We start from the raw sequence: 24,992 nt of genomic DNA on the forward strand, positions 1-24,992 counted from the left end.
TCAGCCAGGTGTGTCGACTTCGAGTAGGCGATGTACTGGTGCCATGAGCCCACGGCCGGCGGTCAGCATGCGTGCCCGGGTGGCCGAGTCGTGGCATCGCTCCGCCGCCGCAGGAGTCGATCCGGACTCGGCCGACGTACTCATCACGCTGCCGTCGGACATGCTGCGGGAGTACCGCGAGGCGCACCCACTGGCTCGGGTCCTTCCGATTCTCGATGACCTGCTGGGCCAAACCGCGGTCGAGTGCGAGTCGTTGATGGCGGTGGCAGACGCACAGGGGCAACTGCTGTGGGTACGCGGCCACTCCGCAGTCCTGCGTCAGGCCGAGTCGATCGGCTTCGTCGAGGGCAGCAACTGGGAAGAAAGACTCGCCGGGACGAATGCGCCGGGACTGGTCCTTGCTCTCAACGAGCCGGTACACGTTGCCGGTGCCGAGCACTTCCGTCATACGGTGCGGCCGTGGAGCTGCGCGGCCGCACCTATCCACGACCCGCAGAGTGGCAGCATCCTGGGCGTGCTGGACGTCACCGGTGCCGCACGTGCGATCGGATCGCAGGCCTTGGCGATGGTGCGTGCTACCGCGCGGATGGTCGAGGCTGAGATGGCGCGAGATCTCCAGTCGCGCAACGGAATTGCGATGCCGCACGCGAGCATCGGATTCCCCCGTGCGCGGCTGGACTTCCTGGGGCGCACGGACGCTCTGCTGACGATGAGCCCTGGTGGCCACTCACGCTCTCGCACCGTGCGGCTGAGCCCACGGCACAGTGAGATCCTGTTGCTGCTGACCGGGACCCCCGCCGGTCTGTCCGGCCCGGAGCTGGGGATACAGCTTTACGAGGAGGACATGATCTCCTCCACGCTACGGGCGGAGATGACCCGACTGCGTTCCCTGCTCGGCGAGGACCTGCTGCCGTCGCGGCCCTATCGGCTGGCGGCCGAGGTCACCTCGGACTGGCTCGCCGTGCAGGCGCAGCTCGCTGCGGGTGATGTTGCCGGCGCCGTGCGCAGCTACCGCGGACCGATCCTTCCTCGATCGGTTGCTCCAGGCGTATGCCGGATACGCGACAGCGTCCAGTTCGACTTGCGCGAAGCGGTGCTGCGCAGCGGTCGACCCGAGCTCATGTCGTGGTGGACCACCTCGGGTTGGGGGACCGACGACTACGAGATGTGGCTCATGCAATCGCAAGCTCTCGACCCGCGATCGCCGTTGCTGCCGATCGTCCGAGGTCAGCTGCACCGTCTCGACATCAGCCTGGGCGCCGCTGCGGACCTGACCTGCACCCGCGGGCGCTGAAGCGCGCGGTCCGGATCACCGAAGCACGGCCCGTCCCATCGGCAGCCCCCGCCCGCCGGTCGCGGCCGACAGCGCGTTGCAGAAGAGGTACGCGCCGACCAGGACGAAGGCGAACACTGCGTATCCACCAGCCTTGGTCAGGCCGGCGCTCGATTGCGTGGTGCCGAGGAGAACCAGTGCGAGCGCCACGTCGACCAGCACGAACAGCACGGTGAATATCAGGGGCAGGCGCAGCGTGAAGAAGGTGAGCATCACGATGACGCACAGCCAGGTCGCCAGGAAGAGCTCTTGGGTTCGCACGGCATCCTGCGCAGCGACTCCGAACCAACCGTGGGTGAGGCCGAGCACGAGCGCGGCGTAGCTGAGCCAGAATCCGGCGAATGTGCCGAAGACGCTTGCGACCGCGTTCTGGGCGAGTGAGGCGGCCCAGATGGCGGCGACCACCTGGCCGATGCCCGTCGCGGTCATGATGATCGGGATCGACGCGCCGACAGAAGCTGCCGGGACGAATCCGATGAGTACGAGGCCGAGTGCGATCGAACCGGCGACGAACGTCGGTACACCGATGACCGCCGGGTCACCCACGACGGTTGCGCTGACTTGCTCACTGGCATCCGGAGTTTCGCGGACTGCCGTCCGGGTTGCTGTTTCGGTCACGGTTTTCGCTCCTGTGGCGTAGGTGTGGCGGGGAATTCTTGTCGGCGAGCGGAAAGCGCGGCTGCGACAGACGCCCGACGGTGGCCAAGAGCGTGAGGGGCGCAGGGCTGCAATGACGCTGCATGACGCTCCGCCGATGGTCGCAACGTTGTCGCAACGTGGGTCCGTTTACCGTGTGCGCTGCATCACATCGACCACCCTGGAGAAGATCAATGTCCCAGACCACCTTGTCCAACCTGCTGCACGAGACTCGGCGCTTCGATCCGCCGGCCGACCTGGCCGCCTCGGCGAACCTCAAAGCCGACGCGTATGCCGCGGCTGACGCCGACCGACTGGGTTTCTGGGCAGAGCAGGCAGAGCGGATCACCTGGGACACGCCGTTCACCGAGGTGCTGGACTGGTCCAACCCGCCGTTCGCCAAGTGGTTCGTCGGCGGCAAGCTGAACGCGGCATACAACTGTCTCGATCGGCATGTCGAAGCCGGCAACGGCGACCGGGTCGCCTACTACTTCGAGGGTGAGCCCGGCGACACTCGCACGATCACGTACTCGCAGCTGAAGGACGAGGTTTGTCAGGCCGCGAACGCGCTGATCGAGCTCGGCGTCAAGGCCGGTGACCGCATCGCGATCTACCTGCCGATGATTCCCGAGACCGTCGTGGCCATGCTGGCCTGCGCGCGGCTCGGCGCGCCGCACACCGTCGTCTTCGGCGGCTTCTCCGCATCGGCGCTGCGCGACCGGATCATCGACTGCCAGGCGGAGATCGTCATCACCGCGGACGGTGGCAACCGCAAGGGCAAGCCGTCGGCGCTGAAACCCGCCGTCGACGAGGCCGTCAAGGAGTGCCCCGACGTCCGAAACGTGTTGGTGGTCAAGCGAACCGGCCAGGACGTCGACTGGACCGATGGCCGCGACCTGTGGTGGGACGACATGGTCGGCAAGCAGTCGACTGAGCACACGCCGGAGGCCTTCGACGCCGAGCACCCGCTCTACGTCATGTACACCTCGGGCACGACCGGTAAGCCGAAGGGCATCCTGCACACGACCGGCGGTTACCTGGTCGGCACGTCATACACCCACTGGTCGGTCTTCGACATCAAGCCGGAGACCGACGTCTACTGGACCGCGGCCGACATCGGTTGGGTGACCGGACACTCCTACATCGTCTACGGGCCGCTCGCCAACGGCACGACGTCGATCATGTACGAAGGCACGCCGGACACCCCGCACCCGGGCCGTTGGTGGGAGATCGTCGAGAAGTACAAGGCGACGATCCTCTACTGCGCCCCGACGGCGATCCGCACCTTCATGAAGGTCGGTGCCGAGATTCCGGCGAAGAGTGACCTGACCTCGCTGCGGCTGATCGGGTCGGTCGGCGAGCCGATCAACCCGGAGGCGTACGTCTGGTACCGCGACACGATCGGCGGCGGCAAGACCCCGGTGGTCGACACCTGGTGGCAGACGGAGACCGGGATGATCATGATCAGCCCGCTGCCGGGCGTGACCAGTGGTAAGCCCGGCTCGGCGATGAACGCGCTACCGGGCGTGGTCGCCGACGTCGTCGATGATGCGGGGGAGTCCGTCCCCAACGGCTCCGGTGGCTACCTCGTGCTGAAGGAGCCGTGGCCGGCGATGTTGCGGAGCATCTGGGGTGATGACGAGCGCTATGTCGACACCTACTGGTCCCGGTTCAAGGGCGTCTACTTCGCCGGTGACGGCGCCAAGAAGGATGAGGACGGTGACCTCTGGGTGCTCGGCCGCGTCGACGACGTCATGAACGTCTCCGGTCACCGCCTCTCGACGACCGAGATCGAGTCCGCGCTGGTCTCACATCCGAAGGTTGCCGAGGCCGCCGTCGTCGGTGCTTCTGACGTCACGACCGGGCAGGCAGTGGTGGCGTTCGTCATCCTGCGTACGAGCGCCGACGGTGGCGGCGGCGATGTCGTGGACGAACTGCGTAAGCACGTCTCGGCGCAGATCGGTGCCATCGCGCGGCCGCGCAGCATCCTGGTCGTGTCCGAGCTGCCCAAGACGCGTTCCGGCAAGATCATGCGGCGACTGCTGCGCGACGTCGCCGAAGACCGTGAGGTCGGTGACGTCTCGACCCTTGCCGACGACTCGGTGATGGGTGCGATCACTGAGGGAATGCAGCCTGCCCGGCTACCGTAGGGCGATGGGGCTTTCGCGATCTCGCTCACCGCAGGACGACCGACGTGGTGCGGAGCAGGCGCGCGAGGCCTTTCTGGAGCAGCGCACCGCCGAGCGGGTCCGGCCCGAGGTTTACCAGTCCTGGCTGCGGTCCCTCTCGGACGGGCTCGACCCCGAGGCGGAGTTACGGCAGGAGCCACTGGCCGACGACGCCCTTCGGGCCTTGCGGGAGCAACATCCGCTCGCCGCGTCGATGCCGCTGATCCGTTCGCTGCTCACGCAGAGCGCCGCCGAGGCAGGGCTGCTGGTCGCGGTCAGCGATGCTGCCGGGCGGCTGCTGTGGGTCGAAGGTGACAGCGCGTTGCGCCGCCGTGCCGAAGGCATGCTCTTCCTCCCCGGAGCGGACTGGACCGAGCAGGCGGTCGGCACGAATGCGCCGGGCACTGCACTCGCGGTCGATCGTGCGGTCCGTATCCACCGTGCCGAGCATCTCGCACGTCAGGTCACGCCGTGGAGTTGTTCGGCGGCGCCGATCCACGACCCGGACACCGGCGCGATGCTCGGCGCGCTCGATCTCACCGGTGCCGACGACGCGTCGACGCCACAGAGTTTCGCTCTCGTCGGCGCCACCGTCGCCGCGGTCGAAGCGCAGCTGCGCATCGGCCGTCTCACCTCAGGTATGGCGCGCCACGACCCCGCGGGCGTCGCCGCGGGACACCGGCTGACGGTGCTGGGCGGTGGCGGTGCCACGCTGTCCAGTGGGGACAGCGTCCGCAAGTTCGGGCTGCGCCACAGCGAACTGCTCCTGCTGCTGTCCGAGTCAGCGGACGGTATGACGGCCGACCAGCTCGCGGTCGCTCTCAGCGACGAGGACCGGCCGTCGGTGACGTTGCGGGCCGAGATCTCCCGGTTGCGCGCGCTGTTGCCTTCGCGGCTGCTGTTGTCGCGGCCCTATCGCTTCGCGGGCGACGTTCGCAGCGACATCGCGGTCGTTCGCGACCATCTGGACCGCGGACGGGTGGGTCGGGCCGTCGGCGCCTACACCGGCCCGGTGCTGCCCGATTCGGAAGCGCCGGCCGTCATACAGATCCGAGAGCAGCTGCACGCGCGGATGCGCAATTCGATTCTGAAGCATGGTGATTCAGACCTTCTGCTGCGGTTCGCCGACACGACGTTCGGGCGTGACGACCTGCAGCTCTGGGAGGCTGCTGAAGCGTTGATGGGCCCACGCTCCCCGCGCAGCGACACCGTCGCCGCGCGCGTCAACCGGTTGCGCGGGTCCTGAGCTGCGCGCAACGTTCGCGCAACGTTGCGAAACGTAATCTGCGTCACATGCCGGGCGACGACGCTCGGAAAAGAATCCCAGGAGGACACGCAGAATGACGATTTACGCGCGGCCGGGCGAAGAGGGCAGCCTCGCCTCCTACAAGTCCCGCTACGACAATTTCATCGGCGGCGAATGGGTGCCGCCCGTGACCGGCAAGTACTTCGAGAACGTATCGCCGGTCAACGGCAAGGTTTTCACCGAGGTCGCCCAGTCGACCGCGGCCGACATCGACAAGGCGCTTGATGCCGCTTGGGCAGCCGCGCCGGCTTGGGGCAAGACCTCGGTCACCGAACGGTCCAACATCCTGTTGCGGATCGCCGACCGCATCGAGCAGAACCTCGAGATGCTGGCGGTCGGAGAGACCTGGGACAACGGCAAGCCGGTCCGCGAGACCCTCGCCGCCGACCTACCCCTCGCGGTCGACCACTTCCGCTACTTCGCCGGCGCGATCCGTGCCCAGGAAGGTCACCTCAGCCAGATCGACGACGACACGGTCGCCTATCACTTCCACGAGCCGCTGGGCGTCGTCGGCCAGATCATTCCGTGGAACTTCCCGTTGCTGATGGCGACCTGGAAGCTGGCGCCCGCGCTGGCGGCCGGCAACTGCGTCGTGCTGAAGCCGGCCGAGCAGACGCCCGCGTCGATCCTGCTGCTGATGGAACTGATCGGCGACCTGCTGCCACCGGGGGTTCTCAATGTTGTCAACGGTTTCGGGGTGGAGGCCGGCAAGCCGCTCGCATCCTCGCCGCGCATCCGCAAGATCGCGTTCACCGGTGAGACCACCACCGGGCGGCTGATCTCCCAGTACGCCAGTGAAAACCTGATACCGGTCACTCTGGAGCTCGGCGGCAAGAGCCCGAACATCTTCTTCGAGGATGTCGCGGCACACGACGACGCGTTCTACGACAAGGCACTCGAGGGTTTCGCGATGTTCGCGCTCAACCAGGGTGAGGTCTGCACCTGCCCGAGCCGCGCACTGATCCAGAAGCCGATCTTCGACTCGTTCCTCGCCGACGGCACCGAACGGGTCAAGGCGATCAAGCAGGGCAACCCCCTGGACACCGAAACCATGATCGGTGCGCAGGCCAGCAACGACCAGCTGGAGAAGATCCTGTCCTACATCGACATCGGCACCAAGGAGGGCGCACGCGTCATCACCGGTGGCGAGCGAGTCGATCTCGGCGGCGACCTGTCCGGCGGATACTACGTCGCACCAACGATTTTCGTCGGGAACAACAAGATGCGCGTCTTCCAGGAGGAGATCTTCGGTCCGGTGGTCTCGGTCACCGAGTTCGACGGCTTCGACGATGCCATGGGCATCGCCAACGACACCCTCTACGGACTCGGCGCTGGAGTGTGGTCGCGTGACACGAACACGACCTTTCGGGCCGGGCGCGGCATACAGGCCGGGCGGGTGTGGACCAACTGCTACCACGCCTACCCCGCCCACGCTGCGTTCGGTGGCTACAAGTCGTCCGGCATCGGGCGCGAGAACCACGCGATGATGCTGGACCACTACCAGCAGACCAAGAACCTGCTGGTGTCCTACAGCCAGAGCAAGCTCGGTTTCTTCTGAGCCATGACCGAACAGACCAGTGCCCCCGGCAGAACCGCTGTCGGGCGCGTGGCCGTCACCGGTGAGGCGGTGCAGATGCTGCGCCGCCTCACCGGTGAGCACGGTCCGCTGATGTTCCACCAGTCCGGCGGCTGCTGCGACGGGTCTTCGCCGATGTGCTATCCGCAGGGCGAATACCGGCTGGGACAGCGCGATGTGCACCTGGGTGACCTCGAGCTCGGTGACGGTTTCGAGCCGGTGCCGGTCTACATCTCCGGCGAGCAATACGAGGTATGGCGCCACACGGAACTCACCATCGATCTGGTACCCGGGCGCGGTGCCGGCTTCTCACTGGAAGGACCGACCGGCTACCGCTTCCTCACTCGTTCGGACGTCTGTGCCACTGACTGACCGGCACGAATTCTCACGGAGGGCATTCGGCGCCGCGCAAATTCGGAACGACCCCTTTCACCCAGGAGACAACCATGATCGAGAACCGCTATTACACACCCGAGTTCCACGGCGAGTACGAGCTCATCAGCGTCGGCGAGTTCGCCCTCGAGGAGGGAGGCACCATCCCCGACCTGGAGCTTGCGGTGACGACCTGGGGAACGCTGAACGAGGCACGAGACAACGCCATTCTGATCACGACGTGGTATTCGGGGACCCATCAGATCTGGCGGGATGCCTATGTGGGCACCGATCACGCTCTCAACCCGGACAAGTACTTCATCATCGCGGTCAACCAGATCGGCAACGGCCTGTCGACTTCCCCGCACAACGCGACCGGGGCGAACGAATCGATCTCGATGTCCAAGTTCCCCAAAGTCCGGATCGGCGATGACGTGCGCGCCCAGGAGCAGCTCTTGCGGGAGCATTTCGGCATCGACAAGCTCCAACTCGTCATCGGCGGATCCATGGGTGCCCAGCAGACCTGGGAGTGGCTCGTCCGCTTCCCGGACAAGGTTTTGCGCGGAGCGCCAATTGCGGGAACGGCCCAGAACACGCCGCATGACTTCCTCATCGCCGAATACTGCAGAGAGGCGATCATGTCCGACCCGGGTTGGAACGGTGGCGATTACACCTCCAACGAACAGGTCGTTGCCGGCCTGAAGCGTCAGGCGCACGTGTGGGCACTGGTGGGCTTCTCCTCGGAGTTCTGGAAGCAGGAGATCTGGCGCGGTCTGGGATTCGAATCCAAGGAAGCATTCATCGAAGGCTTTCTCGAGCCGTACTTCACGGTGATGGACCCCAACGACTTGCTGTGTATGGCGTGGAAGTGGCAGCGCGGCGATGTGGCCCGCAACACCGACGGGGACCTCACGGCAGCTTTGGGCCGGGTCACCGCCAAGCTGCTCGCACTGCCGATCGATGAGGACTGCCTCTTCCCTCCCCGGGACGTACGCCCCCAACAGGAGTTGGTGACGACACACAGTGACTGCCGCGTCGTCGAAGAGATCGCCGGTCACCTCGGACTCTTCTCGGTGACCGAGACCTATCTGCCGCAGATTGACGAGCACCTAGCAAAGTTCTTGGAAAGCTGAGGGGTGCTCCGCCTGGCGACCGCTTCGAGACCCTGTCGCGCGCTATTCCCGACGGGTCAGGTGACAGCGGTGCGGCCTCCGGGCCTGGCACCCATAGCCAGAGCGCGCAATGTGGCTACACCACCATCTCGCCGACAGGTCGGTCAGCTACCGCCGAACTTGCAGTGAACACAGAACCCTCCAGTCACGCGTCGCCTTCCGCGGTCAGTTACCCACGCAAGGTTGAAACCACCGAAGATCCGTGGAATCCCGGTCTCTAAAGTGGTCGGGATAACGGACATCTCCCCCTCCGGACACATGTTCGAATAGCCTTGTGAGTCCGGATTTGCCGGAGTTACAAGGTTATTCGCATCTCATCGCCTGTGTTGCTCTGGATGCGTGCAATTCTCGTTGTCACCTCACAAACCCGCCGAAGCTGCCCGGCGCTCAATGTGGCCGTTCGCGATGGAATTCTCGTAATCCCGGCCGGCGTGGTACACGCAATGGACTTGGCAGTGCTCCAGATGCACGGCGAACAGAAACCACGCGCCGCTCCTTCAGCACCTCCGCCATGTTCGTGGGCAACGCGATGACGTTGCGGAAATCCGGACCATCGTTGGTGAGCAGGCCAAGCTCGTTCACCCCAGACGGCGTGTGAGGCACCAGAGGGTCGACGCGATCCGCAACAAGCTCGGGTGGACGAACGGCGCATCCTCGAAATCTGTCGCTGCCGTACGTGGTTTCCGGCAGGCGACAACTGGCGACGAATCTCCACGATCGCTCGCGGATCGTGGGGTTCCCTCTTGGTCTTGCCCCAGGCAAGCTATTGGACTCGAACAGGAGCAGTCTTCTTCGCTGCCGCTTTCTTCTTTGCTGTCGCCTTTTTGGCCGGAACGGATTTCTTGACGACGGTCATCACCGGCTTGACGACAGCCGCGTGCGCCAGCCGGTCGGACGCTATCCGATTGAGCGACACGCCTTGTTCGGCTGCGGCGATGGCGAGTTCACGGTGGAGTGACTCCGGGACCCGCACGTTGAACTTGCCCGAGTAGCGCCGGTCTACCAACGGCTCCGGTACGGGTTCGCCCTCCTTCCGGAGGTCGGCGACGACGTCGTCGACCACCTTCGTGAGGCCGTGAATGGCCGTCGCCGGGTCGCCCGCCAGCCACGAGAGTGACGGGAACTCGGCCACGGTGGCGAGGAATTCCTCGTCCTCCGCTGACCACGTCACGCGGTAGGTGTAGTGGTTCACTTCTGGCCCTCCTCGGTCAGTCGGTCTACGGCCTTGAGCACTTGCCGTACCTGGTACGGCTTCGCTTTCCCGCCCTTGGCCCTCTGGATATTCACTCGCGGGTCGCCCTGCCAGGGCGTCTTGAACACGGCGTGTGATGTGCCGTCCTGGCGCGGCTCCCCGAACATCTCGACGCACACCTTCCGGAGATCGGCGTAGGCCACATTCTGCGGAGCGTTCCGCATGGCCTGCCTGATCTTCTGGATGCTCGTCACGCATTAATGGTACTAATAATGACTCCATGAAGCTAATCGGGCTCATCCCAATCGGGGGTGTAGGAGTTGGGGTCTGAAGCCGCCGGTCTCGAGCAGGCTTCGGGCGATGTAGTTGGTCAGGTTGCGGAACCCGAGTGCGGGGCCGCGCAGGTGTTCGAGCCGTCCGTTGAGCGCCTCGGTCGGCCCGTTGCTGGTGCCGGGTCGTTCGAAGTAGGCGAGCACGTCAGCGGCTCGCTTCTTCAGGGTCCGGCCCAGGGTGGTGAGCTCGGTGAGCACCTTGGGGACGCCGGCGCTGAGGTCGGTGATCAGCTTCTCCATGAGCTCGCGGCCACGTTGCCGGTCCTCGTGGCGATAGGCGGCGATCATGCGCTGGTAGACACCCCAGGTCGCCTCGACCTCGACGTGAGCGTCATCAACGAACAGCGCGCGTAGCCTGTCGCTCTGCTTGTCGGTGAGCAGGTCCGCGCCGGTGTGCAGCGTGCGCCGCGACTTGTAGAGCGGGTCGTCCCTGAACCCACGGTGCCCGTGGATCTCGAGTTGGACCCGGCGCCGGCACCTGTCGAGGGCGTCACCGGCCAGGCGCACGACGTGGAAGGGATCCATCACCGTGACCGCGTCCGGGATCTCCTCTGCAGCGGCGGTCTTGAACCCGGTGAAGCCGTCCATCGCGACCACCTCGACCGCGTCACGGAAGGCGTCGTCGCGGTCGGCGAGCCAGGTCTTGAACGCCGCCTTCGACCGGCCCTCGACCATGTCCAGCAGCCTTGCTGGGCCGGCGCCATCGCGGACCGGGGTGAGGTCGATGATCACGGTGACGTACTTGTCGCCACGCCTGGTGTGGCGCCAGACGTGCTCATCGACGCCAATGACCTTCACGCCCTCAAACCGCGTGGGGTCGTTGATCAGCAGCCGCTTGCCTTCAGCCAGGACCGCGTTGTTGGCGGTGTCCCACGCGACCCCGAGTCCCTCGGCGACACGGGCGACGGTGAGGTGTGCGACCACGATCCCTTCCAGCGCCCACCGCAGCCCGGTGCGCGAGAGCTTCGCGCGTGGCTCCGCCGCGGCGCTGGTGTCTTGGCGCCACACGTGTCCGCAGTCGGCACAGCGGTAGCGGCGCACTACAACTTCCAGCACGGTCGGTCGCCAGCCCAGCGGCTCGTGGGCCAACCGCCGGATCACGGTGTCACGAGCAGCGCCTTCGCTGCCGCACCGTCGGCACCACTGATCTGGTTCCACCACGCGGCACGCGAGGACCGCACGATCCGGTTCAAGTCGTTGTCCGGTCACGCTCAGACCGAGGCCGTCGAGTCGAGCAAAGGCGGTCAGGTCAGGGCGGCCGAAGCCGGCCGGCGGGGTAGCGTCGGACACGTCGAGGTCTTTCGGATGGATGGCGTAGGAACCTCCGTCGTCGGGAGACCTCGACGTCTATCTGCGGACCGACGCGCCCGGCCGACCTACACCCTCATCTGAGAAGCCCCCTGAAACGTCTTCGACGACGACGGGACCGGCGAGGAGGAGGGCGCGGTGAGCTAAAGGAATGGAGCTTGCTCGGCTTCGACGCCGCCGCAAGCTCCGGTGAAACGGTCGGTACTGGTCGGTCGTCGTCGGTCACCACCGGATGGCGGCGTCCCCCACGCTCGGCGTTTGCGCAGGTCAGCGGCTCGTTCGCCCAGTGGGCGCATCAAGCGGTAGACGCAAAGCCGACGTGATTAGGTCGTCGGTTCGATTCCGACAGGCGGCTCCGGCGAACAGCCCCTGACCTGCGGAAACGCAGGGCAGGGGCGGTTCGCTTCTGGTGGTCGCGCGATGCGCTGGCCTCACGGCTCTGCCCGACACCGACGTCGCTCTCCTCTGCGACGGACCCCTCGCCGGCTGAGCGCTCGCGGCCGGCATCCTGTCCGTGTGCCGATAGGCCTCGCACCGCTCGGCAACGCAGCGTGGCGTTGCGTCGCGACCTGGCGACCGCTCGGCGGGGCGCGATCGTCTCGTGCGTTGGCGGACTACGGGAGCTTGGACGCGAGGACGTCGGCCGCCAGGATCTCGGGTGCTGCGCCGAGGAGGTGCTGGTTGGCCATCAGGGCTGCGACGATGGCGCCGTTGGCGTGGGCGTCGCGAGCGGCCTCGTCGGGGAATGCATCGAAGATCCAGAAGGTGTCGGCGTGGGTCCTAGCCGCGAACCAGACAATCGTTCCTACCTCTTCGTTGGCGAGTGCGACAGCGCCGGCGAGCAGATCGGCGAGCGCGTCGTGCTGTCCATCGGCCGCGACGATCTTGGCGACGAAGGCATACGGAAGTGATGCGGGTGTGGACATGAGGGGTTCTCCTAGGTGTCGAGGTTTCTTGGTGAAGCGAGTTCAGCGTATGACGAGCAAGGGCATGTGAGAAGTGGCGTATACGGCAGTATTGCTATTGTTCGCGCCATGCGTATCGGACTGATCGCGATCGACGGCTGCTTCGGTTCGGCTGTCGCGTCGGTCATCGACATCGTGCGGGTGGCCGACGGAGCCCGCGGCGATGTCGACCCGCGGATCGACCCGATCGAACTCGCCATCCTCGGACCGAAACGGAGAGTGACCACGACGGCATCGATGACCCTGTCGGTGGACCACCCGCTGTCGGAGTCCGCAGAGTTCGACGTGGTCGTCGTCCCTGCGCTTGGAACCCTCACGGCCGCCGCTACCAACGACGCCCTCCAGAGCCGAGATGCTCGTTCGGTCATCGCCTCGCTCGGGCGCCTCGACGACGCGACCACCCGGATCGCCGCGGCGTGCACCGGCGTGTTCGCTGTCGCCGAGACCGGACGGATGCATCATCGGCGGGCGACGACCAGCTGGTTCCTGGGGCCGGAGTTCCTGAAGCGCTATCCGACCGTCGCCCTCGATCTCGACACCATGGTCGTGGTCGACGGGAACCTCGTCACCGCCGGCGCCGCGTTCGCCCACATCGACCTCGCGCTCTCACTCGTGCGATCGATCAGCCCCGACCTGGCCCAACATGTCGCCAAGCTCCTCATCATCGACGAGCGTCCGTCGCAGGCGGCCTTCGTCGCCTACGAACATCTCCGGCACGAGGACCCGATCGTCGTCGAGTTCGAACGCTTCGTGCGCGCCCGCCTGGACGAACCGTTCAACGTCGCCTTCGTCGCGCAGTCGCTCGGCACCAGCCGGCGCACCCTCGAACGACGAGTCCGTGCGGCGCTCAACCTCACTCCGCTCGGCTTCGTCCAACGGCTTCGCATCGAACGAGCTCGGCACCTCTCAGCAACCACGGACCTTACCTCCGCCGAGATCGCGCTACGGGTCGGCTACGCGAACGCCGAGACTCTGCGCTCCCTCCTGCGTAGGGAGCGACGCCGTTCCTGACCTATCGCCATGCCTGTAGCCGGTGTCCTAGTGCTCGACTGGAACCACCTCTCAGCACGTCGCGTCGACGCTCCTGCGTCGCCCCTGGACGACCCACTCGACACGCCCGCAGCACAGGCCGGGACTATCGCAATTTCGGTGTTTCTGGTCCGTGACACGCCCCATGGTTGGGGCGGGACCGGAGTAGTAACGCATGACACTGCAGGACGTGAACAACAGCAACGAGGAGCCGGCAGGGACGCGACCTGCTCGGCGTGAGCCCGCGGACCGCCGACCGAAGAAGACCGACGTGGAACGTCGCCGCATGGAAGCGCTCACCGAGCTGGTGCGCGATGCGCGCGCTAACGGTGACTCGTTGACTGGCCCGTCGGGTCTGTTGAAGGATCTGACCAAGATGGTGCTGGAGATCTCCTTGGAGGAGGAGATGACTGAGCACCTCGGACACGGCAAGCATCAGCCATCGTCAGCATCAGCGGACGACACCGACACTGCCTCGGAAGCTACGAGTGAGGGTCGTATCCGCAACGTTCGCAACGGCTCCCGGACTAAGACGGTGCTGACCGACAACGTCGGCAAAGTCGACATCACGGTGCCGCGGGACCGGACCGGCACGTTCGAGCCGGTGATCGTGCCCAAGCACCACCGCAAGCTCGGCTCGGTCGAGCAGGTTGTGCTCTCACTGACTGCGAAGGGCCTGACCACTGGGGAGATCAGCGCCCACCTGGAAGAGATCTACGGCGCGTCGGTATCCAAGGACACGATCAGTCGGATCACCGATCGGATCAGCGAGGAGATGAACGAATGGCTGGCTCGCCCGCTGGATCCGGTGTACGCGGCGATCTTCATCGACGCGATCGTGGTCAAGGTCCGCGACGGGCAGGTCGCTAACCGGCCCTTCTACGCCGCGATCGGTGTCACCGTTGACGGGCGGAAGGACGTGCTCGGGTTGTGGGCCGGCACTCCAGGCGATGGTGAGGGCGCCAAGTACTGGCTCGCGGTGTTGACCGAGCTGAAGAACCGCGGCGTGGCCGACACCATGTTCGTCGTCTGTGACGGCCTCAAGGGGCTACCTGCCGTGGTGGAGAGCGTGTGGCCGGACGCGACCGTACAAACATGCGTCATTCACCTGCTGCGCAACTCCTTCCGGTTGACGTCGCGAAAGTACTGGGACCAGATCGCCAGGGAACTGAAGCTGGTGTACACCGCGCCGAAGGCTGAGGCGGCACGAGCGGAGTTTGCGAAGTTCACCGACACCTGGGGCCAGCAGTATCCCGCGCTGATCCGGTTATGGGACAACGCGTGGGAGGAATTCACCCCGTTCCTGGCCTACGACGTCGAAATCAGGAGAATCCTGTTCAGTACCAACGCGATCGAGTCGCTCAACGCACGTTACCGGAGGGCAGTCCGTGCCCGTGGGCACTTCCCGAACGAGCAAGCAGCACTCAAATGCCTCTACCTCGTCACCAGGTCACTGGACCCGACCGGGCGTGGACAGGCACGATGGACCATGCGATGGAAGCCAGCACTCAACGTGTTCGCGACCGTCTTCGAGGGCCGCTGGCCCACCGCAGAGAAGTACTAATCAATCAGGGCCAGAAACACCGAATTTCGGACACTCCCCACAGGCCATGTGACGTGTCCCGGCTTCCCGGACGGTCGGGGTTGGGTTGCTGTGATGTCGCTGCGTTCTCGTCGAGGGGGTCAGCAGACTCGATCAGGGTCGATTGAGATGAGACGCGAAGGCGGTCAGGTCAGGGCGGCCGAAGCCGGCCGGCGGGGTAGCGTCGGACACGTCGAGGTCTTTCGGATGGATGGCGTAGGAACCTCCGTCGTCGGGAGACCTCGACGTCTATCTGCGGACCGACGCGCCCGGCCGACCTACACCCTCATCTGGGAAGAGCCGCTAATCGCGTCGGAGCGTCCGGGGCCCGTGGTGGAGCATTGGGGCGGGCGGCAGCAGAGCTCGACCCACGGCGCTACCGCCTTGATCAGTCAGCAGTTCGACGTGCGACGATGACCAAAGTGTCGACGAATCAGCTGCAGGAGGAGGTCGCCCAGCTCATCCGGGAGCGGGACAGCCTGCGCTCGGAGAACCGTCGTCTGTCCCGGCTGCTGGAGCTGCGCGGTCAGGACGTGACGCCCGATCCGGAACAGCTGGCGACGCCAGTGGATCCGCCGGGCCTGATCACGATGTCCTCCACCGCTGCGGACAAATTGCGCCTGTTCGCGGGCCTCTTCGCGGCACGAACCGATGTGTATGCCGTGCGGTGGGAGAACAATCGAACGGGAGCAGCCGGCTGGATGCCTGCGGTTCGCGGCGGCTGGCGCAAGGGTATGCGGCGCAGCGACGCGCAGCACCTGCCGCTGACCAGCCAGGTCCTCGCCTCCCACCTCGTAGGAGAGCAGTTCCTCGGCGTGTACCCGCTGCGCGACGACAATTCATGCACCTTCCTGGTCGCGGACTTCGATGGCTCGGCCGCGATGCTCGACGCCCTGGCGTATGTCAAAGCCGCCCGAGCCAGGCAGGTTCCCGCCGCTTTGGAGATCTCCCAGTCCGGGCAGGGCGCGCATGTATGGGTCTTCTTCGCCCTGCCGATCCCTGCCGCCACCGCACGATCGGTGGGAACCACGCTGATCCACGAAGCCATAACGCTGCGCGGGACGATGGACTTGGGCTCCTATGACCGCTTGTTCCCGAGCCAGGACGTGTTGCCTGCCGGAGGATTCGGCAACCTCATCGCCCTCCCGTTGCAGGGACGGCGCCGACGGGACGGCCTGACCACCTTCCTCGACTTGTCCACTCTCGAACCGCACGAGGATCAGTGGGACTTCCTGTCCACCCTCGACCGGCTCAGCCGTTCCGCCGCGACCAAGATTGCCAACCAGGCCAGCACCACCACGGTCGGCAACAACGTCCGTGGCCTGAGCCGCGCGTCCGCAAGCAAAGTCCAGCCACGCCTGCCCGCCGTCCTACACGCCGAACTGGGGGCCGGTCTGACGCTCGGGGCCGCGGAGCTCACCCCTGCCGCGATGGCCACCTTCAAGCACGCGGCATCGATGGCGAACCCGAAGTTCTACGAATTGCAGCGGCTGCGGAAGTCGACCTGGAACACGCCACGGTTCGTGCGCGGGTACGACCTGACAGTTGACGGCGACCTCGTTCTTCCGCGTGGGCTGCGGCACCTGGCCACAGAGATAACGCGCGACGCCGACGCACGCCTTGACATGACCGACCTGCGCAGCAGCGGAACCGAGATCGACGTCGCATTCTCCGGTCAGCTCGATCCTCGGCAGACCGCCGCCGTTGACGCGCTACTCGGTCACGATGACGGCGTGCTGATCGCACCGCCCGGATCAGGTAAGACCGTGATGGCGTGCGCCGTGATCGCCGAGCGCGCCGCCTCCACGGTCATCCTCCTCGATCGCAAGGCACTTGCCGAGCAGTGGCGCGACCGGATCGAGAAGTTCCTGGGTTTCCGGCCCGGCCAGCTGGGCGGCGGCCGACGCAAGCTCACCGGCATCGTCGACATCATCATGCTGCCATCCCTGGCTCGGCGCGACGACGTGACGGAACTGACCGACGGATACGGACACGTCGTCATCGACGAATGCCATCACCTGGCCGCCGCTGCATACGACCACTCCGTCAAGCGGATCCGTGGGCGGTACTGGCTCGGGCTGACCGCAACACCCGAACGCCGCGACGGGCTCGGCGATCTGGTCACCTGGCAACTCGGACCGATCCGCCACACCGTGAACGACGACGCACCGACACCCCTTACCGACGCATTCACCCAGGAGCCGGGCCAGCAACGGATTCTGCACGTGCACCAAATAGCGTTTCGCTGCGACGGGGTCGATCTCACCGACCCGAGTGCGCTGGCAGAGGTACACCGTTCATTGGCGGCCGACCCAGCCCGTAACGCCCAGATCGTCGACGACGTTGTTACCGCCGCATCTCAAGGACGCAACTGCCTCGTGCTCACCCGCCGCGTGGCGCACGTCGAAAACATCGTCGACCTCCTTGCGAAGCGCGGGCGTGACGCAATCGTTCTCCAAGGCGGCATGAACATCGCACAGCGCCGCGAGGCAGTTCGCCGATTGTCGGAAGCGAGTTCGGACGACGGCATAGTGGTCGTCGGGACAACACCATTCATCGGTGAAGGCTTCGACGCCCCCGCCCTGGACACACTCTTCCTGGCTGCGCCCGTGTCATTCGACGGGCTACTTGTCCAATGCGCAGGACGAGTTGTGCGAGCCGCACCCGGCAAGCAGCTCGTCGAAGCGCACGACTATCACGACCACCAGGTGCCCGTCCTCGCTGCCTCTCTCAAGCGCCGGATGCCCGGGTACCGCGCACTCGGCTTCACCGAGCCATCCGGCAATCAGTGCCACGGCTGATCGCACACCCGGACGCCATGTTCGCGACGAACTCACCAGCTACCTCCGTCCCCACTCTCGCGGACTCGCCAGGCGGGTCTCGAGGTCCGTCGCCAGCACCGCAGCATTCGAAGGATGTTGGTATGCAGCACCCGATGCTGCATAATATAATGCATGAATGAAGTGCGTGACACGGTGCGCAAGTCGCTGCCTCTGACAGCCGCCGACGTGAGAGACTTGGCGTTCATGCGCCGGTCACGTGAGTACCGGCTGGCACTGCAGGAAATGACCGGGACCGATATCGATCCGGACGCCAGCGAGGCGTCCTACCTGCACGCCGTACTGGAGGCAGGATTGAAGGCACTGCGGGAACGGGCCGAGGAAGCCGGTTACGCCGCGATGGCGGCGGCACAGCAGGAGGACACCACTGCAAGACGGCAGCGCGTGGCCCGTCGCCGTGTCCCCGACTGGGCGAACGAGTGACCTGGCCACTGTCCAGGGGTCAGGTGGTTCGCGCGGACATCGGGCTGGCCGAGCCGAAGCTGTTCGTGGTCGTCTCCAACAACCGCCGCAACAAAACCCTGGGCCAGGTCCTGGCCGCGCGCCTAACCACCACCGCCAAGCCACCGATCCCCAGCATCGTGACGCTCTCCCACGACGATCACCTGGTTGGCAGCGTCGTCTGCGACGACATCGTGGAGATCTACGAGGACGAGGTCCAGGGCATCGTCGGCGCCCTTAGTCCTGCTTCCATGCGAGCCATGAACGACGGATTGAAAGCCGCGCTCGACCTGCCCTGACAGGGCACCTGCCACACAACCCATCGGGTGCCGCCGAAAGCTACCTGCGACGATCCTCACCACTTGTGGGCACCGGCAATCGATCATCACAACGACACCAGGATCAGGAATACTCACCCAGCAAGCCTGAAACTGCTGGTAATCCGCGGGATCGCAGCCTTCGGAGTGGTCGGGATAACGGATAAGTCCCCCTCCGGACACCGATGAAAACAGACGCCCTGCGGGCGCGAGCGACTCGATCGTTCGGCCCGTGGGGCGTTCTGCATGCGCTGCGGAATCACGCCGACAGGGCATCGCCGATCGCCGTGCGGTCGTAGTACACCTCGCGGCCGACCCGGCGCCGGACGAGCAGACCGTTGGCGGTGAGCACCTTCAGGTGCTGGCTGACAGCACCCGGCCGGAGATCGAGCCGGCGAGCCAGCACCGTCGTGGTCGTCGGCTCGTCCAGCGTCACCAGGATCCGGGCTCGCGTCCGGCCGATCAGGTCGTCCAGTGCGTCCGGTGTCGGGATGACGTCGTGTGACCAGACGGTGCCCACACCCGGTGCCGGGTAGCCGATCTTCGGCTCATACGGTTCGGCCATGACCGTTGTGCTCGGCCAGCGAAACACACTGGGCACCAACAGGATCCCATCACCGACGAGCGGACCGCGCCGCTCCCATGCATCGGTCCGGACACGCAGCGTGCCGTCCTGCCAGGTGATCCGCTCATGCAGGTCGTTGAACATCACCGCCGCGCCGTCACGGGCGAGCTGACGCGATCGGCGCAGCACTTCGGCGTCCAGCAGACCGCGAATCTGCGGCCAGTACGGCGCCACGGCGACCTCCCAGTACGCGCTGAGGTCGTCGGCCGCACGCCGCGCCCCTGCGATCGGGTCATGCAGAACCGGTTGCAGGACAGGCGTGTTCGGCAGCTTCGCCACCTCCGCGACCACCTTCTCCGGGTTGGTTGATGCGATCTGTTCGAACTCGGCCTCGACGGACGGCAGGGGCCCGCTCGGCGGCGGCGTCAGGAAGTCGGCGTAATAGGGGCCGAGTGGGACCAGCGCGAGCAGCAGACTGAGGTCCAGGCCGGCGAGCCGTGGCCGCACCGCGCGCAGCCACGGCAGGTGCACGGCATACCGACTCGGTTCCTGCAGCACCCGCAGACTCGCGACCGCCTCGGACGCGGGCGAGAAGGCGAACCGCACGCGGGCGAGATCCGATGGCGTCAGTTCGAACTCTGCACAGGTTTCAGCCACCACTGAATCATTACCGCACGGCGGCGGGGTCCGCCGAATCTGGGTCGCATGAGTTCGCTGACACCTACGCAGGACCGACCAGTCACCACTGATGCAACGACCCGCAGCACGCCGCTGCCCAGTGCGTTCTGGGGCCTGTGGGCGGGCACCGTGATCAATCGCACGGGTGCCATGGTCCAACCCTTCCTCGCCGTGTATCTCGTGTCGGCACAGGGGTTCTCGGTCTCCCAGGTGGGAGTGGTGATGAGTGCATTCGGCCTCGGCTCGCTGGGTTCCCAGGCGATCGCGGGCTGGCTCGCCGATCGGATCGGGCGGCGTACGACGCTCGTCGGCGGCATGCTCGCGACGTCGGTCACCATGCTTGCGCTGGGTGCCGTGTCATCGCCTCCAGCTGTCGCGGGTTGCGCGGCCCTGCTCGGTCTTACGATCGACTCGTACCGACCCGCATCACAGGCGATCGTCGCCGACCTGGTTCCGCGACGGGACCGACCTCGCGCGTACGGCGTGCTGTCCTGGGGAATGAATCTCGGCTATTCGTTCGCCATGGTCGGTGGTGGGTGGTTCGCCCAGCACGGCCCGCGGATGATGTTCGGCGTGAACGCGGCCGTGGCCGTGGGGTTCGCCGTCCTGGTATGGCGTTGCGTGCCGGAGACGAGGACGACGCGCCATACTTCCGAGGGTGCCATCGGCGTCGCGTTGCGCGACCGGCTGCTGCTGGCGATGTGTGCGGTGACGTTCACCTATGGGCTGGTCTATGCGCAGGTCTTCACGACGCTGCCGCTCGCCATGTCACGTGAGGGCATCAGCCGCGCACCCTTCGGACTGGCGATGGCCCTGAACGGCGCTCTCATCGTGGCGCTGCAACCGTTCGCCGCCAGGTGGACCCGACGGCAATCCCCCGGCCGTGCGCTCGCCGTCGGAACTGCCGTGCTGTCAGCGGGATTCGCCGCCACCGCGCTGGTACACGACGCTCGCGGCCTCGCCGCGACGGTGGCCGTGTGGACGAGCGGCGAGATCCTGGCCGCGGGCGCCGGGCAAACCATCGTGTCGAACCTTGCGACCGCCGACACTCAAGGAACGTATGCCGGGCTCAGCGGGATGAGCTGGGGTGCCGGGGCAGCGCTCGCGCCGTTGTTCGGAACACTGCTCATGCCGATGGGGAGCATTGCTCTGTGGGGCGGCGTCGCGGTGATCGGGATGCTGTCAGCCGCAGGCGGTCTGGCAACCGGCGCCGCAGCCGAACGTCACTGCGTGCGTCGTCGGACGCGCGCAGACCGGCTGGCTATTCCACGCGTGCGATGAATTGTGGCGGCACGGAGTCAGCCAGCCACACCAACTCATTGCCCCGATAGAACTCCGTCCCGGCCGCCGCTGCCGCAGAAGCGTCGATCGTGAGCATGATCGGGCGAGTGCTCTTGCGCCTGCCGACCGATGTAGCGGTCTCGCGGTCAGCCGACAGGTGCACGAACTGGCGGCCCATCGGCAGCAGCCCTTGCGCCCGGATCACCGCCCAGGTGGCGGGCGCCGTCCCATGGAAGAGCGTCGCCGGTGGAGTCGCCGACCGGCGTTCGATGCGGCCGGGCACTGAGTGCCCGTAAAGGGCCCGAATCCGTTCACCGTCGAGCTCGTGCCGCCGCTTCGTACCGGACGCGATCATCCGCTCCAGTGTCGCGCGGTCGACCGAATCCGGTTCACCAACCTTCTGGTTCAACGCGCCGAGCAACTGGTCGACCGGCACCCACCCCTCCTCGTCCAGCTCGAGTTCGTACAGCCACGGCTCGTGACGAAGGGCGTGCGACACCGTCCGGCTCAACTCGGCATCAGTCGTCATACTCCATTAGACCCTCCGCGGCCCGCCGACGGTGAGCTGCGCGGCTGGTCCCTGTCACGAGATTCCGGCACGACGGGACCGACGCCTACCCGCCCGACGGCCCGGACGGCGCCTGGAAGCGCCGCACCTCCTGCGGCCAGCCACAGGCGACGGCCGCTTTGCCGGCCCACACTCGCGCCGCGGCCTCATCCGGCACATCGACGATGACGAATCCCCCGAGATGTTCCTTGGTCTCGGCATACGGCCCATCGGTGAAGAGCGGAGTGCCGTCCTCGGCGTCGACGCTGAACACCGGTGCCGAGTCGTCCACGCCGCCGAGGAAGACGTAGACACCCGCCGCCTGCATCTCCGCCCGCAGCGCCTTGACGGCAGCCGACTTCTGCGCCATCTCCTCATCGGTGAACTCGGGCACCCACCCGCCGTTGAACGAAATCAGGTACTCCGCCATGGCAACTCCTTCGTGTGACGAGGCAGCCGAACAACCACCTTCACCCATCCAACGAACGAAGATGGTCGAATCCGACAGAACCTTCGCATCGGGTGGGTAGCCGCCTACGCTCGTGCGCATGGACCAGGATCAACCGCAGCCGCAGGACGTCACCACACCACTGACCAGAGCCGCCGCGTTCCTGGTCCTGACGATCCACGACGACGACACGGCGATGGGGATCGCACGGTCCGTTGTCGCCGGCATCGACGATCTGGTCAAGAACGTGCGGGTCCGGTCCGCCGCGGATCTGTTCAGCTGCAATGTCGGCATCGGGCATCGTGTCTGGGCCCGCCTCACCGGCAAGCCCGCACCCAAGGAACTACGACCGTTCGCCGAGATCAAAGGAGCCGAGCACACCGCTGTTGCGACGCCCGGGGATCTGCTGTTCCACCTGCGGGCGGACAGCATGGACCTCATCGTCGAGTTCGAGAAGTTGCTGCTGGAGGCGTTCGCGGGCGCTGTCACCGCCGTCGACGACGTCGCAGGGTTCCGATACTTCGACGGCCGCGATCTGCTCGAATTCGTCGACGGCACAGCAAATCCCAGCGGACCGGACGCGGTGGGCGCGACACTCGTCGGCGACGAGGATCCGGCATACGCCGGCGGCAGTTACGTGGTCACCCAGAAGTATCTGCACGACCTCGAGGTATGGCGCAGCCAGTCGACCGAGACCCAGCAGACCGTCATCGGCCGGACGAAGTTCGACAACGTCGAGCTCCCCGATGCCGCCGACGACGCGCAGAAGGCACACAAGACGCTGTGCACGATCACCGACGAGGACGGCGAGCACGACATCCTGCGCGACAACATGCCGTTCGCGAGTCCGGGCAGCGGCGTCTACGGCACGTACTTCATCGGCTACTCGCGCCACCTGTGGGTCATCGAGAAGATGCTGGAGCGCATGTTCGTCGGCGCCCCGCCTCCCCTGCACGATCGGATCCTGGACTTCTCCACCGCTGTCACCGGTACGACGTTCTTCGTGCCGTCCCGGCAGTTCCTCGCGAGCCTTGACGACTGAGCCCGTGATGACGGCCGAGACGTTCGCACTGAACCGCCTCCGCCTGGTTACGTTCAAGTAACCTACAGCTGTAGGAGCCGTGAGCCAGATCACATCCACTCGCCTTGGAGGCACACCACATGGTTCGTTCAGCTGCTCGTATCGCCGCCGCAACCCTCGTCACGGCGGCCGCCGTGTCCGGCTCGATCGTCACCGCAACCCATGCGAACGCGGGCACGACCGATCCCTTCTACACCTACACCGGCAGCAAGCCGTTGGCGTCATACGCTCCCGGAGCCGTGCTCAAGACACGCACCCTCAACTACCACGTCCTCGGGATACCGACTCCGGTCAAGGCAGTGCAGTTGCTCTACCGCAGCACCGATGCGCAGGGCCGCCCCGCGGCCAACGTGACGTCGGTGCTCACGCCGCTCGGCAGCGGCAACGGGAAGGCCGTGTCCTACCAGTCGTTCTACGACTCGCTGAATCCCGCTGACAGTCCCTCCCGCACGATCGCCGGCGACCTGACCTTCGGCGGCATCGAGATGAACGTCGAGGGGATCTTCGTCGCACCGTTGCTCGCCCAGGGTTACACGGTCGTGGTCCCCGACACCGAGGGTCAGCAGGCAGACTTCGTTGCGGGGCCCGAATACGCCACCAACACACTGGATTCGATCCGCGCCGCATCGGCGTCGTCGGACACCGGGATGAGCACGTCGACAAAAGTGGGGCTCCTCGGCTACTCCGGCGGCGCGATCGCGACGAACTGGGCGGCCTCGCTCGCACCGAAGTACGCACCGGACGTCAACAAGCGCCTGGTCGGGTATGCCGAGGGCGGCCTGCTCGTCGATCCGCTCCACAACCTGTCGTATGTCGCCGGCAGCATCGGCTGGGCCGGCATCGCCCCGATGGCGGTCGTGGGTGCGGCTCGCGCCTACGGTCTCGACATGAGCCCCTACCTGAGCGACTACGGCAAGCAGGTCGCGGCGAAGATGCAGAACGCCTCGATCAACAACGTGCTCTTCCAGTACCCCGGCCTGAACTGGCAGAAGCTGGTGAAGCCGCAGTATGCCGACCCGACCTCGATCCCGGTGTTCGTCGACACCGTGAACAAGCTGAACCTCGGCTCGCAGCCGACGCCGACGATTCCGGGATTCATCGGACAGGGGGCCAACGGAATTCTCGAGGGCACCACTGGCAACAAGCCCGGGATCGGCGCGGGCGACGGCGTGATGATCGCCGGCGACGTGCGCACTCTCGCGCGGCAGTACTGCTCGACCGGCGCGCCCGCGGTGAAGTACACGCAGTACAACCTGACCAGCCATGTGCCGACGGTTCCGCTCTGGGCACCCACCGCGCTCGGGTACCTCAACGACCGCTTCGCGGGGAAGACTGCACCGTCCGATTGCGGGCACATTCCGGCCGGCAATCCGCTCACCCCGGCGACGGTCAGCTGAGCGTTCGTTTCATCAGTGTGGCATCGAGTCACTCGGTGTGATCCGGGCATGCACCCGCGTCCGTGGTGCATGCCCGTTTCCACGTGTCTCGGGCGATATCGGCAGCATGCCTCGCCGTGAGGGGCTGACCGGACCGAGGAGACAGTCTTGATCCTCAGGTCACGTACAGGTTAACCACAACCGTAGTGCGATGGGAAGCGTGGATATTTTCCGCAGCTGCGGATGGTTCGCGTTGTGGTCCGAAACGCGTCAGGCGATGCGCATCACGGTGTACCGGGTTCCGTCATGATCCACGGTTCCGGCTGACGTTCGGTTGCTAAGTGCCTCGGCGAATCTCGGGTCACTCCTCGCCGCGATTCGCGCCACTTCCTGCCAGGCAGCTGCGGCTTCTGACATCGGCACCTCGAGCCCACCGGTTTGCCACCC

At 66.0% G+C, this 24,992-nt stretch carries 22 protein-coding genes; 14 read left to right on the forward strand and 8 right to left on the reverse strand.

The annotated features are described in order from the left end of the window. Positions 1-43: 43 nt before the first annotated feature. The gene (locus ACZ50J_RS12305) at positions 44-1,294 is read left to right on the forward strand and encodes a GAF domain-containing protein (protein ID WP_188838769.1); all 1,251 of its coding nucleotides are present in this window, start codon (positions 44-46) and stop codon (positions 1,292-1,294) included. A 15-nt stretch (positions 1,295-1,309) separates the two neighbouring features. Here the strand turns inward: ACZ50J_RS12305 and ACZ50J_RS12310 are convergent, their stop codons facing one another. Beyond that, positions 1,310-1,951 carry a GPR1/FUN34/YaaH family transporter gene (locus ACZ50J_RS12310; protein ID WP_188838770.1) on the reverse strand — a complete coding sequence of 214 codons (642 nt, stop codon included), beginning with the start codon at positions 1,949-1,951 and terminating at the stop codon, positions 1,310-1,312. A gap of 212 nt (positions 1,952-2,163) precedes the next feature. Between ACZ50J_RS12310 and acs the strand changes: the two genes are divergently transcribed. The 5 genes from acs (at position 2,164) to ACZ50J_RS12335 (ending at position 8,524) form a co-directional block, all read left to right on the forward strand. Beyond that, complete coding sequence (gene acs, locus ACZ50J_RS12315; RefSeq protein ID WP_464297442.1) at positions 2,164-4,119, forward strand: acetate--CoA ligase; 1,956 nt, start codon at positions 2,164-2,166, stop codon at positions 4,117-4,119. A 4-nt stretch (positions 4,120-4,123) separates the two neighbouring features. Further along, complete coding sequence (locus ACZ50J_RS12320) at positions 4,124-5,383, forward strand: transcriptional regulator (RefSeq protein ID WP_464297443.1); 1,260 nt, start codon at positions 4,124-4,126, stop codon at positions 5,381-5,383. A 94-nt stretch (positions 5,384-5,477) separates the two neighbouring features. Next, positions 5,478-7,001 carry an aldehyde dehydrogenase gene (adh, locus tag ACZ50J_RS12325; protein ID WP_464297444.1) on the forward strand — a complete coding sequence of 508 codons (1,524 nt, stop codon included), beginning with the start codon at positions 5,478-5,480 and terminating at the stop codon, positions 6,999-7,001. Between the two features lie 3 nt (positions 7,002-7,004). Continuing rightward, positions 7,005-7,391, forward strand: coding sequence for a DUF779 domain-containing protein (locus ACZ50J_RS12330; protein ID WP_464297445.1), 387 nt, complete (start codon positions 7,005-7,007; stop codon positions 7,389-7,391). A 74-nt stretch (positions 7,392-7,465) separates the two neighbouring features. Then, positions 7,466-8,524, forward strand: coding sequence for an alpha/beta fold hydrolase (locus tag ACZ50J_RS12335; RefSeq protein ID WP_464297446.1), 1,059 nt, complete (start codon positions 7,466-7,468; stop codon positions 8,522-8,524). Between the two features lie 802 nt (positions 8,525-9,326). On the opposite strand, the gene ACZ50J_RS12340 is transcribed toward ACZ50J_RS12335, so the two are convergent. The 4 genes from ACZ50J_RS12340 to ACZ50J_RS12355 form a co-directional block, all read right to left on the reverse strand. After that, positions 9,327-9,755, reverse strand: coding sequence for a type II toxin-antitoxin system HicB family antitoxin (locus tag ACZ50J_RS12340; RefSeq protein WP_464297447.1), 429 nt, complete (start codon positions 9,753-9,755; stop codon positions 9,327-9,329). Then, entirely contained in the window at positions 9,752-10,009 is a 258-nt protein-coding gene (locus ACZ50J_RS12345) for a toxin HicA (protein WP_464297448.1), read from the reverse strand. Before ACZ50J_RS12345 ends, ACZ50J_RS12340 begins: the two co-directional genes overlap by 4 nt. A 42-nt stretch (positions 10,010-10,051) precedes the next feature. After that, the gene (locus tag ACZ50J_RS12350; RefSeq protein ID WP_464297449.1) at positions 10,052-11,377 is read right to left on the reverse strand and encodes an ISL3-like element ISPfr2 family transposase; all 1,326 of its coding nucleotides are present in this window, start codon (positions 11,375-11,377) and stop codon (positions 10,052-10,054) included. A 632-nt stretch (positions 11,378-12,009) separates the two neighbouring features. Next, a complete protein-coding gene (locus ACZ50J_RS12355) occupies positions 12,010-12,321 on the reverse strand; it encodes a putative quinol monooxygenase (protein WP_006247389.1) in 312 nt (103 codons plus the stop codon). 108 nt (positions 12,322-12,429) lie between these two features. Between ACZ50J_RS12355 and ACZ50J_RS12360 the strand changes: the two genes are divergently transcribed. The 5 genes from ACZ50J_RS12360 to ACZ50J_RS12380 all read left to right on the forward strand — a co-directional run bounded on the left by ACZ50J_RS12360 (position 12,430) and on the right by ACZ50J_RS12380 (position 18,551). Continuing rightward, positions 12,430-13,371 carry a GlxA family transcriptional regulator gene (locus ACZ50J_RS12360; RefSeq protein WP_003941078.1) on the forward strand — a complete coding sequence of 314 codons (942 nt, stop codon included), beginning with the start codon at positions 12,430-12,432 and terminating at the stop codon, positions 13,369-13,371. A gap of 304 nt (positions 13,372-13,675) precedes the next feature. Then, complete coding sequence (locus ACZ50J_RS12365) at positions 13,676-14,953, forward strand: IS256 family transposase (RefSeq protein ID WP_464301335.1); 1,278 nt, start codon at positions 13,676-13,678, stop codon at positions 14,951-14,953. 431 nt (positions 14,954-15,384) lie between these two features. Beyond that, on the forward strand, positions 15,385-17,772 hold the full coding sequence (locus ACZ50J_RS12370; RefSeq protein WP_464297450.1) for a TOTE conflict system archaeo-eukaryotic primase domain-containing protein: 2,388 nt from the start codon (positions 15,385-15,387) through the stop codon (positions 17,770-17,772). A 153-nt stretch (positions 17,773-17,925) separates the two neighbouring features. Then, positions 17,926-18,234: a hypothetical protein gene (locus tag ACZ50J_RS12375; RefSeq protein WP_464297451.1), complete on the forward strand. Its 309-nt coding sequence runs from the start codon at positions 17,926-17,928 to the stop codon at positions 18,232-18,234. 23 nt (positions 18,235-18,257) lie between these two features. After that, a complete protein-coding gene (locus ACZ50J_RS12380; protein WP_464297452.1) occupies positions 18,258-18,551 on the forward strand; it encodes a type II toxin-antitoxin system PemK/MazF family toxin in 294 nt (97 codons plus the stop codon). A gap of 277 nt (positions 18,552-18,828) precedes the next feature. On the opposite strand, the gene ACZ50J_RS12385 is transcribed toward ACZ50J_RS12380, so the two are convergent. Beyond that, on the reverse strand, positions 18,829-19,791 hold the full coding sequence (locus tag ACZ50J_RS12385; RefSeq protein ID WP_464297453.1) for an ArsR/SmtB family transcription factor: 963 nt from the start codon (positions 19,789-19,791) through the stop codon (positions 18,829-18,831). Between the two features lie 48 nt (positions 19,792-19,839). Here ACZ50J_RS12385 and ACZ50J_RS12390 point away from each other — a divergent pair, with 48 nt between their 5' ends. Next, positions 19,840-21,093, forward strand: a complete 1,254-nt coding sequence (locus ACZ50J_RS12390) for an MDR family MFS transporter (RefSeq protein WP_464297454.1) — start codon at positions 19,840-19,842, stop codon at positions 21,091-21,093. On the opposite strand, the gene ACZ50J_RS12395 is transcribed toward ACZ50J_RS12390, so the two are convergent. After that, entirely contained in the window at positions 21,074-21,622 is a 549-nt protein-coding gene (locus ACZ50J_RS12395) for an RNA 2'-phosphotransferase (protein WP_464297455.1), read from the reverse strand. The genes ACZ50J_RS12390 and ACZ50J_RS12395 overlap by 20 nt on opposite strands. Before the next feature lie 85 nt (positions 21,623-21,707). Then, the gene (locus ACZ50J_RS12400; RefSeq protein ID WP_464297456.1) at positions 21,708-22,070 is read right to left on the reverse strand and encodes a YciI family protein; all 363 of its coding nucleotides are present in this window, start codon (positions 22,068-22,070) and stop codon (positions 21,708-21,710) included. Between the two features lie 118 nt (positions 22,071-22,188). On the opposite strand from ACZ50J_RS12400, the gene ACZ50J_RS12405 reads away from it, so the two are divergent. After that, positions 22,189-23,130: a Dyp-type peroxidase gene (locus ACZ50J_RS12405; RefSeq protein ID WP_464297457.1), complete on the forward strand. Its 942-nt coding sequence runs from the start codon at positions 22,189-22,191 to the stop codon at positions 23,128-23,130. A 119-nt stretch (positions 23,131-23,249) separates the two neighbouring features. Next, complete coding sequence (locus ACZ50J_RS12410; protein ID WP_464297458.1) at positions 23,250-24,566, forward strand: lipase family protein; 1,317 nt, start codon at positions 23,250-23,252, stop codon at positions 24,564-24,566. Positions 24,567-24,992 lie beyond the last annotated feature (426 nt).

The sequence above is a fragment of the Flexivirga sp. G2 genome (assembly GCF_055397625.1).